We start from the raw sequence: 8,881 nt of genomic DNA, 5'->3' as shown, positions 1-8,881 counted from the left end.
AGGAGATGGTGATGCCGGGCGACAACGTCAGCATCACTGTGAAGCTGATCAACCCGATCGCGATGGAAGAAGGCCTGCGGTTTGCCATCCGAGAGGGTGGGCGCACCGTCGGCGCCGGCGTCGTGGCCAAGATCTTGGAATAAGGAACGATCATGGCCACCAAACAGAAAATCCGCATCCGCCTGAAGGCCTTCGACTACAAGTTGATCGACCAGTCGGCGATCGAGATCGTCGATACCGCAAAGCGCACCGGCGCCATCGTCAAGGGCCCTGTGCCCCTGCCGACGCGCATGCAGCGCTTCGACATCCTGCGCTCGCCGCACGTCAACAAAACCTCGCGCGACCAGTTCGAGATCCGCACCCACCAGCGCCTGATGGACATCATCGACCCGACCGACAAGACTGTCGACGCGCTGATGAAGCTCGACTTGCCAGCCGGTGTGGACGTCGAAATCAAGCTACAATAAGAAGGAGAGCGGGCGGCTATGCCGCCCTGCTCTTTTTTACTCATCAGCCCCGCCAATCGATGTGGGGCATTGGAGCCAATATGAGTCTGAGCAACCAGCTCGGTTTGCTGGGGCGCAAGGTGGGCATGATGCGCATCTTCACGGACGACGGCGATGCCGTTCCCGTGACGGTGCTCGACGTGTCGAACAACCGCGTCACCCAGGTCAAGACCGAAGCCACCGACGGTTACAGCGCCATCCAGGTGGCCTTCGGCACACGCAAAGCATCGCGCGTGAACAAGCCGCAAGCCGGACACCTCGCCAAGGCGGGTGTTGAAGCCGGTGAAATCCTGAGCGAGTTCCGCGTCAGTGCCGACGTCGCCGGGCAGTTCAAGCCCGGCAGCACGCTGGCGGTGACGATGTTCGCGGCAGGCCAGATGGTCGACGTGCAGGGCACCTCTATTGGCAAGGGCTTCACGGGCACGATCAAGCGCCACAACTTCAAGTCGCAGCGCGCGTCGCACGGCAACAGCCGTTCGCACAACGTACCCGGCTCGATCTCGATGGCGCAGGATCCGGGGCGCGTGTTTCCGGGCAAGAAAATGTCCGGTCATCGCGGTGATGCGACCTGCACTACGCAAAACCTCGACATCGTGCGCGTTGACGAGGTGCGTCAATTGCTGCTGGTCCGCGGCGCAGTGCCGGGCGCGAAGAACGGTTTCGTGACCGTCTGTCCTGCCGTCAAGGCCAAGGCCAAGAAGGGGACGAACTGATGCAACTCCAGCTCCTCAACGACCAGGGCCAAGCCTCTTCGACGGTGGATGCACCTGACACGGTTTTCGGCCGCGACTACAACGAAGCGCTCGTGCACCAGGTTGTGGTGGCTTATCAAGCCAATGCCCGTCAGGGCACCCGCGCCCAGAAAGACCGCCAGGCCGTCAAGCATTCGACCAAGAAGCCGTGGCGCCAAAAGGGCACGGGCCGCGCGCGTGCCGGCATGACTTCGTCGCCCTTGTGGCGCGGAGGCGGTCGGATCTTCCCGAACAGCCCAGACGAAAACTTCAGCCACAAGGTCAACAAGAAGATGTACCGCGCCGGCATGGCCGCCATCTTTTCGCAGCTTGCTCGTGATGGGCGTCTCGCCGTGGTCGACTCGATCACGGTCGACTCCCCCAAGACCAAGGCGCTGGCCGCCAAGTTCAAGGCCATGGGCTTGGAGTCGGTTCTCGTGATTTCGGACGTCGTGGACGAGAACCTGTTCCTCGCCTCGCGCAACCTCGCCAACGTGTTGGTGGTGGAGCCGCGCTACGCGGATCCGCTGTCGCTGGTCTTCTACAAGAAGGTGCTGGTCACGAAGGGCGCGATCGACAAGCTCAAGGAGATGCTGGCATGAGGGTCGCCGCCAAGAAAAAGCCCACCGAAGACCGGCTGATGCAGGTGCTTGTCGCGCCCATCGTGTCCGAGAAGGCCACCGCGGTTGCTGAGAAGAACAACCAAGTGCTTTTCAAGGTGCTGCAGGACGCCACCAAGCCCGAGATCAAGGCCGCCGTCGAGCTGCTGTTCAAGGTCGAGGTCGACAAGGTTTCGGTCGTGAACGTCAAGGGCAAGACGAAGCGTTTCGGTCGCAGCGTCGGTCGTCGCGACAACATTCGCAAAGCCTATGTCTGTTTGAAGCCGGGCCAAGAGCTCAACTTCTCCGGGGAGGCCGCGTAATGGCTGTCGTCAAAGTCAAACCGACCTCGCCCGGCCGCCGCGCCGTGGTGAAGGTGGTGCATTCGCACTTGCACAAGGGCAAGCCCGAGGCGTCGCTGCTGGAGCCGCAAAAGCAAAACTCCGGGCGCAACAACAACGGCCACATCACCATCCGCCACAGGGGCGGTGGCCACAAGCACCACTACCGGGTGGTCGACTTCAAGCGCAACAAGGACGGCATCGCCGCCAAGGTCGAGCGCATCGAGTACGACCCGAACCGCACCGCTCATATCGCGCTGATCTGCTACTCCGATGGCGAGCGCCGCTACATCATTGCGCCGCGTGGGCTTGAAGTGGGCGCGACCGTGCTGTCTGGCTCGGAGGCGCCGATCAAGGCCGGCAATACGCTGCCGATTCGCAACATCCCGGTGGGCTCGACCATGCATTGCGTGGAATTGCTTGCCGGCAAGGGTGCGCAGATCGCGCGTTCAGCGGGCACGTCGGTCACGCTGTTGGCACGTGAAGGCACCTATGCGCAAGTGCGCATGCGCTCTGGGGAGGTCCGCAAGATTCACATCGAGTGCCGCGCGACCATCGGCGAGGTGAGCAACGAAGAGCACAACCTGCGTCAGTACGGCAAGGCCGGTGCGATCCGCTGGAAGGGCATTCGCCCGACTGTCCGCGGCGTCGCCATGAACCCGGTCGACCACCCGCACGGCGGCGGCGAAGGCCGCACCGGCGAGGGCCAGGTGCCGGTGTCGCCTTGGAACACGATGACCAAGGGCTACCGCACTCGCAGCAACAAGCGCACGCAGACGTTCATCGTCTCGCGTCGCAAGAAGTAAGGGGCGCCGCAGATGTCTCGCTCGTTGAAGAAAGGTCCCTTCGTGGACCATCACCTGGTTGCCAAGGTCGAGAAGGCCGTTGCGATCAAGGACAAGAAGCCGATCAAGACTTGGTCGCGTCGCTCGACGATCCTGCCGGACTTCATCGGTCTGACGATCGCCGTGCATAACGGCAAGCAACACGTGCCGGTGTACGTGACCGACCAGATGGTCGGCCACAAACTCGGCGAGTTCGCCCTGACCCGCATGTTCAAGGGTCATCCGGCGGACAAGAAGGCGAAGAAGTAAAGGACTCACCGCAATGGAAACCCGAGCAATCGTTCGTGGCGTCCGCCTGTCGGTCGACAAGGGCCGCCTGGTGGCGGACCTGGTTCGCGGCAAGAAGGTCGACCAGGCGCTGGACATCCTGAATTTCACGCAGAAGAAGGCCGCCCTCATCATCAAGAAGGCGCTGGAGTCCGCAATCGCCAATGCCGAGCACAACGACGGTGCTGACATCGACGAATTGATGATCAAGACGATTCATGTCGAGCAGGGTGCGACCCTGAAGCGGTTCTCTGCGCGCGCCAAGGGTCGCGGCAACCGCATCAGCAAACCGACCTGCCACATTTTCGTGACCGTCGGCAACTAAAGGCAGGAAGCTCATGGGACAGAAGATTCATCCGATCGGTTTCCGCCTGCCGGTCACTCGCAACTGGTCGTCTCGCTGGTATGCGTCGAACCGCAACTTCGCCGGCATGCTCGCCGAAGACCTCGAGGTGCGCGAGTTCCTCAAGAAGCGCCTGAAGAGCGCTGCGGTCTCCCGCATCCTCATCGAACGCCCTGCCAAGAACGCCCGCATCACGATCTACTCGGCGCGTCCGGGCGTGGTGATCGGCAAGAAGGGCGAAGACATCGAGAACTTGAAGGCCGAGCTCACGCGGCGCCTCAAGGTGCCGGTCGCCGTCAACATCGAAGAGGTGCGCAAGCCAGAAATCGATGCCCAGTTGATTGCCGACTCGATCACCCAGCAGCTCGAAAAGCGCATCATGTTCCGTCGCGCCATGAAGCGCGCGATGCAAAACGCCATGCGCCTGGGCGCGCAGGGCATCAAGATCATGAGCGCCGGTCGTCTCAACGGCATCGAGATCGCCCGCACCGAGTGGTACCGCGAAGGCCGTGTGCCGCTGCACACCCTGCGCGCCGACATCGACTACGGCTTCTCCGAAGCCAAGACAACCTACGGAATCATCGGCGTCAAATGTTGGGTCTATCGCGGCGACCGTCTGGCCAATGGTGACGCGCCTGTCATCAAGACCGAAGAGCGCGACGATGATCGCCGTCGCCGCGGCCCGCGTGGCGACCGCCCGGCGGGTGACCGTCGCCCGCCCTCACGCGATGGTGCACGCCCAGGACCGCGCGGACCGCGAACCGACGCCGTGAGCGCGGCGCCGGGCGCAGCCACCGACAAGCCGGCCGAAGCCGGCGCGGACGCCTCGAAGCCGGCGGTCAAGCGAGTGCGCAAGGCCCCGGCGCCGACGCCAACCGACGCGAAAGGAGAATAAACATGCTGCAACCCGCTCGCCGTAAGTTCCGCAAGGAACAAAAGGGCCGCAACACCGGCATCGCCACGCGTGGCGCCAATGTGTCGTTCGGCGATTTCGGTCTCAAGGCCACCGAACGCGGTCGCCTCACGGCGCGCCAGATCGAAGCCGCGCGCCGTGCGATTTCGCGTCACGTCAAGCGCGGTGGTCGCATCTGGATCCGCATCTTTCCCGACAAACCGATCTCGCAAAAACCGGCCGAAGTCCGCATGGGCAACGGCAAGGGCAACCCGGAGTACTACGTTGCCGAGATCCAGCCCGGCAAGGTGCTCTACGAGATCAATGGCGTGCCCGAGCAGCTCGCTCGCGAGGCGTTCACACTGGCCGCTGCGAAGCTGCCACTGCGTTGCACTTTCGTCGCTCGCCAGATCGGCGCTTAGAGGCGCGCAGGAGTCAACACATGAAAGCATCTGATCTTCGCGCCAAGGACGTGGTCGCGCTCGAGCAAGAGGTCAAGGACCTGCTCAAGGCGCACTTCGGCCTTCGCATGCAAAAGGGTACGCAGCAGTTGGGCAATACCGCCAGTCTGCGCGCCACCCGCCGCGACATCGCTCGCGCCAAGACCATCCTGGCCGAGAAGAAGAAGGGAGCCGCGCAATGACGCCGACTCAGCAAAACACCTCGTCCCCGGCCCTCACGAACACGCGCACCCTGGTGGGTCGCGTGGTCAGCGACAAGCGCACCAAGACCATCACGGTGCTGGTGGAGCGTCGCATCAAGCACGAGCTCTACGGCAAGATCGTGGCCCGTTCCCGCAAGTACCACGCCCATGACGAAAAGGGCGAATACAAGATGGGCGACATGGTCGAGATCGCCGAGGGCCGCCCGATTTCGAAGACGAAAGCCTGGGTCGCGACGCGCTTGATTGAAAAGGCGCGCATCGTCTGAATCTGATCGTTGTCGCGGAATTTTACCGCCACGCGATCCGTGCGACCGAAGCGTTGGCATGCTGGCGCTCGGTCGTTTCTCGTTGATGGACCGAAAGGAGACACGAGATGCTCAAAATTGGCGACAAGCTGCCCTCGGGCATGTTGCAGGAGTTCGTCGAGGTCGAAGGCGACGGTTGTTCGCTCGGCCCCAACAGTTTCGAAATCGACAAGCTGACCCAGGGCAGAAAGATTGCGGTATTTGCGCTGCCAGGCGCCTTCACGCCGACCTGTTCGGCGCAGCACGTGCCGGGCTTCGTGAAGTACGCTGCAGACTTCAAGGCGGCGGGTGTCGACGAAATCTGGTGCATCTCGGTCAATGACGCCTTCGTGATGGGCGCCTGGGGCCGAGATCAGAAAACCGCCGGCAAGGTACGCATGATGGCCGACGGCAGCGCAGCCTTTACGCAGGCCACGGGGCTGACGTTGGATCTCATTTCGCGGGGTATGGGCTTGCGGTCGCAGCGCTACTCGATGCTGGTCGACGATGGTGTGGTGAAAACGCTCAACGTCGAAGGGCCAGGCAAGTTTGAAGTGAGCGACGCCCAGACTTTGCTGGGACAAGCCAAGTTGGCTTGACAGCAGAATTTACACCGCAGATAATCTGCGGCTTCGCTGAGGTCGGTTTTGGGCGCAGGGGTTGCCGGTTTGCACCGACAAAACCAGCCTCTCTTGATCCGACCAGACATCGCCCCAAGCAGAGGGCGCCTTTGCGGAAACGCTTTGGCGCCTGATGACGGGACCAAGACTGACCGCAAGAGGCCCTCCTGGGCAGCGCGCGGTACAAGTTGGGGACAACACAATGATCCAAATGCAATCGCGGCTCGACGTCGCGGACAACACCGGCGCCAAGAGCGTCATGTGCATCAAGGTGCTTGGCGGCTCCAGGCGCCGTTACGCCGGCATCGGTGACGTCATCAAGGTCTCCATCAAGGAGGCTGCGCCGCGCGGTCGGGTCAAAAAGGGCGAGATCTACAGCGCCGTCGTCGTGCGCACGGCCAAGGGCGTCCGCCGCCAAGACGGCTCGTTGGTCAAGTTCGACGGCAATGCCGCCGTGCTCCTCAACGCCAAGCTCGAGCCGATCGGCACTCGCATCTTCGGGCCGGTGACGCGCGAGTTGCGCACCGAGCGCTTCATGAAGATCGTGTCACTGGCTCCCGAGGTTCTTTGAGCGGCAGCAAGGTAAACCTATGAACAAGATTCGCAAGGGTGACCAGGTCGTCGTGCTGACCGGTCGCGACAAAGGCAAGCGGGGCTCCGTTGCATCCCGCGTCGACGCTGACCATCTGTTGGTCGAAGGCGTCAACATCGTGAAGAAACACCTCAAGCCGAATCCGCTCAAGGGTGCGACCGGCGGCATCGTCGATAAGACCATGCCGATCCACCAGTCGAACGTCGCGATCTACAACGCCGCGACCGGCAAGGCCGACCGCGTCGGCATCAAGCTTCTGGACGACGGCAAAAAAGTGCGCATCTTCAAGTCCAGCGGCGAACAGCTCAAGGCTTGAGGCCGAGGTAAGCAATGGCTCAGAAGCAGACTCAAAAAACGGCGCCTCACCCGGCGCGCCTTCAGCAGTTCTTTCGCGAGAAGGTCATCCCGGACCTGGTGCAGAAGTTCGGCTACAAGTCGGTGATGCAGGTGCCGCGCCTGTCCAAGATCACGCTCAACATGGGTGTGAGCGAGGCCGTCTCGGACAAGAAGGTCATGGACCACGCCGTCGGCGACCTGACCAAGATCGCCGGTCAGAAGCCGGTGGTCACGAAGTCCAAAAAGGCGATCGCCGGCTTCAAGATTCGCGACGGTGTGCCGATCGGCTGCATGGTCACGCTTCGCGGTGTGCGCATGTACGAGTTCCTCGACCGCTTCGTGACAATTTCTTTGCCACGCATGCGTGACTTTCGCGGTATTTCGGGGCGCGCGTTCGACGGGCGTGGTAACTACAACGTCGGCGTCAAGGAACAGATCATCTTTCCAGAGATCGAGTACGACAAGATCGATGCGCTGCGGGGCTTGAACATCAGTTTCACCACGACCGCGAAGACCGACGACGAATGCAAGGCGCTTCTCGCCGCATTCAAGTTCCCGTTCAAGAACTGAGGTGACCCGTGGCAAAGACTTCGATCAAACAGCGTGAGCTGAAGCGGGAAGAACTGGTTGCGAAATTCGCGAAGAAGTACGCTGAACTCAAGTCCATCATCGATGACTTCAAGCGCCCGGAGGGGGAGCGCTATGCCGCTCGCCTCGCACTTCAGAAGCTGCCACGCAATGCCTATCCGACGCGCCTACGCAATCGCTGCGGTTTGACCGGCCGCCCGCGCGGCACTTTCCGCACCTTCGGCCTGGGCCGTAACAAAATCCGTGAACTGGCGTTCAAGGGGGATATCCCCGGTCTCGTCAAGGCCAGCTGGTAAGCCGGCTGGCGAACGTACAGGAGCAAACCCATGAGCATGAGTGATCCCATCGCCGACATGCTGACCCGCATCCGCAACGCGCAGATGGTGGAGAAGCCGGCTGTGACGATGCCGTCGTCGAAATTGAAGGTCGCGATCGCCCAGGTCCTCAAGGACGAGGGCTACATCGACGCATTCGCCGTCAAGGGAGATGGCGAGAAGCCACAACTTGAAATCGGCCTGAAGTACCACGCCGGACGTCCGGTGATCGAGCGGATCGAGCGGGTCAGTCGTCCTGGCTTACGCGTCTACAAGGGCCGTCACCAGATTCCGCAGGTCATGAATGGCCTGGGTGTCGCGATCGTCACCACGCCCAAGGGCGTGATGACGGACCGCAAGGCCCGCGCTGCCGGTATCGGCGGCGAAGTTCTGTGCTACGTCGCTTGACGGGAAGGAGCCAAGAATGTCCCGCGTAGGAAAAATGGCCATCCTCGTCCCCAAGGGTGTGGATGTGGCCGTGACGACCGAGCACATCAGTGTCAAGGGTTCGCTGGGGACGCTGGTGCGTCCGGTGAACCGGCTTGTCACGGTCAAGAACGACGACGGCAAGGTCAGCTTCGCGCCGGTCGACGAGTCGACCGCAGCAAATGCGATGTCCGGCACGATGCGCGCGCTGGTGGCCAACATGGTCAGCGGTGTGAGCAAGGGTTTCGAAAAGAAGCTCACTTTGGTTGGCGTGGGATTCCGTGCCCAGGCCCAGGGCGCCAAACTGAACTTGCAGGTCGGTTTTTCGCATCCGGTCGTCAAGGACATGCCGGTCGGGATCAAGGTCGAGTGCCCCACTCAGACCGAAATTTTGATCAAGGGATCCGATCGTCAGGCGGTGGGGCAGATTGCAGCTGAAGTGCGCGCGATCCGTCCACCCGAGCCCTACAAGGGCAAGGGCATCCGCTACGCCAACGAAAAGGTCTCACTCAAAGAGACCAAGAAGAAGTAAG

18 protein-coding genes and 1 pseudogene are annotated in these 8,881 nt (G+C 61.9%); all 19 read left to right on the top strand.

What is annotated here, in order from left to right:
- Positions 1 to 143 (top strand): annotated as a pseudogene (tuf, locus tag RMO12_RS02820) (elongation factor Tu); the annotation flags it as partial.
- A 9-nt stretch (positions 144 to 152) separates the two neighbouring features.
- Positions 153 to 467: a 30S ribosomal protein S10 gene (gene rpsJ, locus RMO12_RS02815; RefSeq protein ID WP_309638117.1), complete on the top strand. Its 315-nt coding sequence runs from the start codon at positions 153 to 155 to the stop codon at positions 465 to 467.
- A gap of 80 nt (positions 468 to 547) precedes the next feature.
- On the top strand, positions 548 to 1,219 hold the full coding sequence (rplC, locus tag RMO12_RS02810) for a 50S ribosomal protein L3 (protein WP_309638116.1): 672 nt from the start codon (positions 548 to 550) through the stop codon (positions 1,217 to 1,219).
- Positions 1,219 to 1,839, top strand: coding sequence for a 50S ribosomal protein L4 (rplD, locus tag RMO12_RS02805; RefSeq protein WP_309626009.1), 621 nt, complete (start codon positions 1,219 to 1,221; stop codon positions 1,837 to 1,839). The genes rplC and rplD overlap by 1 nt, the downstream gene beginning before the upstream one ends.
- Positions 1,836 to 2,159 (top strand): 50S ribosomal protein L23, encoded by a 324-nt coding sequence (gene rplW / locus RMO12_RS02800; protein WP_309626010.1) that lies wholly within the window; start codon positions 1,836 to 1,838, stop codon positions 2,157 to 2,159. Before rplD ends, rplW begins: the two co-directional genes overlap by 4 nt.
- Positions 2,159 to 2,983 carry a 50S ribosomal protein L2 gene (gene rplB, locus RMO12_RS02795; protein ID WP_309626011.1) on the top strand — a complete coding sequence of 275 codons (825 nt, stop codon included), beginning with the start codon at positions 2,159 to 2,161 and terminating at the stop codon, positions 2,981 to 2,983. Before rplW ends, rplB begins: the two co-directional genes overlap by 1 nt.
- Positions 2,984 to 2,995: 12 nt before the next feature.
- Positions 2,996 to 3,271, top strand: a complete 276-nt coding sequence (rpsS, locus tag RMO12_RS02790) for a 30S ribosomal protein S19 (protein WP_309638115.1) — start codon at positions 2,996 to 2,998, stop codon at positions 3,269 to 3,271.
- Between the two features lie 13 nt (positions 3,272 to 3,284).
- Positions 3,285 to 3,614: a 50S ribosomal protein L22 gene (gene rplV, locus RMO12_RS02785; protein WP_309638114.1), complete on the top strand. Its 330-nt coding sequence runs from the start codon at positions 3,285 to 3,287 to the stop codon at positions 3,612 to 3,614.
- A gap of 13 nt (positions 3,615 to 3,627) precedes the next feature.
- Positions 3,628 to 4,527, top strand: a complete 900-nt coding sequence (gene rpsC / locus RMO12_RS02780) for a 30S ribosomal protein S3 (protein WP_309638113.1) — start codon at positions 3,628 to 3,630, stop codon at positions 4,525 to 4,527.
- A gap of 2 nt (positions 4,528 to 4,529) precedes the next feature.
- Positions 4,530 to 4,946, top strand: a complete 417-nt coding sequence (gene rplP / locus RMO12_RS02775; protein WP_309625341.1) for a 50S ribosomal protein L16 — start codon at positions 4,530 to 4,532, stop codon at positions 4,944 to 4,946.
- A gap of 20 nt (positions 4,947 to 4,966) precedes the next feature.
- Positions 4,967 to 5,167 (top strand): 50S ribosomal protein L29, encoded by a 201-nt coding sequence (gene rpmC, locus RMO12_RS02770; protein ID WP_309625342.1) that lies wholly within the window; start codon positions 4,967 to 4,969, stop codon positions 5,165 to 5,167.
- Complete coding sequence (gene rpsQ, locus RMO12_RS02765) at positions 5,164 to 5,454, top strand: 30S ribosomal protein S17 (protein ID WP_309625343.1); 291 nt, start codon at positions 5,164 to 5,166, stop codon at positions 5,452 to 5,454. Before rpmC ends, rpsQ begins: the two co-directional genes overlap by 4 nt.
- Before the next feature lie 107 nt (positions 5,455 to 5,561).
- Positions 5,562 to 6,071, top strand: a complete 510-nt coding sequence (locus RMO12_RS02760; protein WP_309625344.1) for a peroxiredoxin — start codon at positions 5,562 to 5,564, stop codon at positions 6,069 to 6,071.
- A gap of 223 nt (positions 6,072 to 6,294) precedes the next feature.
- Positions 6,295 to 6,663 (top strand): 50S ribosomal protein L14, encoded by a 369-nt coding sequence (gene rplN, locus RMO12_RS02755; protein WP_309625345.1) that lies wholly within the window; start codon positions 6,295 to 6,297, stop codon positions 6,661 to 6,663.
- A 19-nt stretch (positions 6,664 to 6,682) separates the two neighbouring features.
- Positions 6,683 to 7,000, top strand: a complete 318-nt coding sequence (rplX, locus tag RMO12_RS02750) for a 50S ribosomal protein L24 (protein WP_309638112.1) — start codon at positions 6,683 to 6,685, stop codon at positions 6,998 to 7,000.
- A gap of 14 nt (positions 7,001 to 7,014) precedes the next feature.
- The gene (gene rplE, locus RMO12_RS02745; protein WP_309625347.1) at positions 7,015 to 7,590 is read left to right on the top strand and encodes a 50S ribosomal protein L5; all 576 of its coding nucleotides are present in this window, start codon (positions 7,015 to 7,017) and stop codon (positions 7,588 to 7,590) included.
- A gap of 8 nt (positions 7,591 to 7,598) precedes the next feature.
- Positions 7,599 to 7,904: a 30S ribosomal protein S14 gene (gene rpsN / locus RMO12_RS02740; protein ID WP_309625348.1), complete on the top strand. Its 306-nt coding sequence runs from the start codon at positions 7,599 to 7,601 to the stop codon at positions 7,902 to 7,904.
- 30 nt (positions 7,905 to 7,934) lie between these two features.
- On the top strand, positions 7,935 to 8,330 hold the full coding sequence (rpsH, locus tag RMO12_RS02735) for a 30S ribosomal protein S8 (protein ID WP_309625349.1): 396 nt from the start codon (positions 7,935 to 7,937) through the stop codon (positions 8,328 to 8,330).
- 16 nt (positions 8,331 to 8,346) lie between these two features.
- Positions 8,347 to 8,880: a 50S ribosomal protein L6 gene (gene rplF, locus RMO12_RS02730; protein WP_309625350.1), complete on the top strand. Its 534-nt coding sequence runs from the start codon at positions 8,347 to 8,349 to the stop codon at positions 8,878 to 8,880.
- The last annotated feature ends 1 nt before the right edge of the window (position 8,881 follow it).

Source organism: Methylibium sp. (genome assembly GCF_031393925.1).
GTDB lineage: Bacteria > Pseudomonadota > Gammaproteobacteria > Burkholderiales > Burkholderiaceae_C > Methylibium.
Note: the sequence above shows the minus strand (reverse complement) of the source record. Positions and strands in the feature narration are given on the sequence as shown.

Bases quoted from the DNA above. Each gene is read 5' to 3' on its own strand.
- rpsQ (WP_309625343.1), top strand. From the start codon at position 5,164: ATGACGCCGACTCAGCAAAACACCTCGTCCCCGGCCCTCACGAACACG.
- RMO12_RS02760 (WP_309625344.1), top strand. From the start codon at position 5,562: ATGCTCAAAATTGGCGACAAGCTGCCCTCGGGCATGTTGCAGGAGTTC.
- rpmC (WP_309625342.1), top strand. From the start codon at position 4,967: ATGAAAGCATCTGATCTTCGCGCCAAGGACGTGGTCGCGCTCGAGCAA.
- rpsS (WP_309638115.1), top strand. From the start codon at position 2,996: ATGTCTCGCTCGTTGAAGAAAGGTCCCTTCGTGGACCATCACCTGGTT.
- rpsJ (WP_309638117.1), top strand. From the start codon at position 153: ATGGCCACCAAACAGAAAATCCGCATCCGCCTGAAGGCCTTCGACTAC.
- rpsH (WP_309625349.1), top strand. From the start codon at position 7,935: ATGAGCATGAGTGATCCCATCGCCGACATGCTGACCCGCATCCGCAAC.
- rplP (WP_309625341.1), top strand. From the start codon at position 4,530: ATGCTGCAACCCGCTCGCCGTAAGTTCCGCAAGGAACAAAAGGGCCGC.
- rplE (WP_309625347.1), top strand. From the start codon at position 7,015: ATGGCTCAGAAGCAGACTCAAAAAACGGCGCCTCACCCGGCGCGCCTT.
- rplD (WP_309626009.1), top strand. From the start codon at position 1,219: ATGCAACTCCAGCTCCTCAACGACCAGGGCCAAGCCTCTTCGACGGTG.
- rplN (WP_309625345.1), top strand. From the start codon at position 6,295: ATGATCCAAATGCAATCGCGGCTCGACGTCGCGGACAACACCGGCGCC.
- rplX (WP_309638112.1), top strand. From the start codon at position 6,683: ATGAACAAGATTCGCAAGGGTGACCAGGTCGTCGTGCTGACCGGTCGC.
- rplB (WP_309626011.1), top strand. From the start codon at position 2,159: ATGGCTGTCGTCAAAGTCAAACCGACCTCGCCCGGCCGCCGCGCCGTG.
- rpsC (WP_309638113.1), top strand. From the start codon at position 3,628: ATGGGACAGAAGATTCATCCGATCGGTTTCCGCCTGCCGGTCACTCGC.
- rplF (WP_309625350.1), top strand. From the start codon at position 8,347: ATGTCCCGCGTAGGAAAAATGGCCATCCTCGTCCCCAAGGGTGTGGAT.
- rplW (WP_309626010.1), top strand. From the start codon at position 1,836: ATGAGGGTCGCCGCCAAGAAAAAGCCCACCGAAGACCGGCTGATGCAG.
- rplV (WP_309638114.1), top strand. From the start codon at position 3,285: ATGGAAACCCGAGCAATCGTTCGTGGCGTCCGCCTGTCGGTCGACAAG.
- rplC (WP_309638116.1), top strand. From the start codon at position 548: ATGAGTCTGAGCAACCAGCTCGGTTTGCTGGGGCGCAAGGTGGGCATG.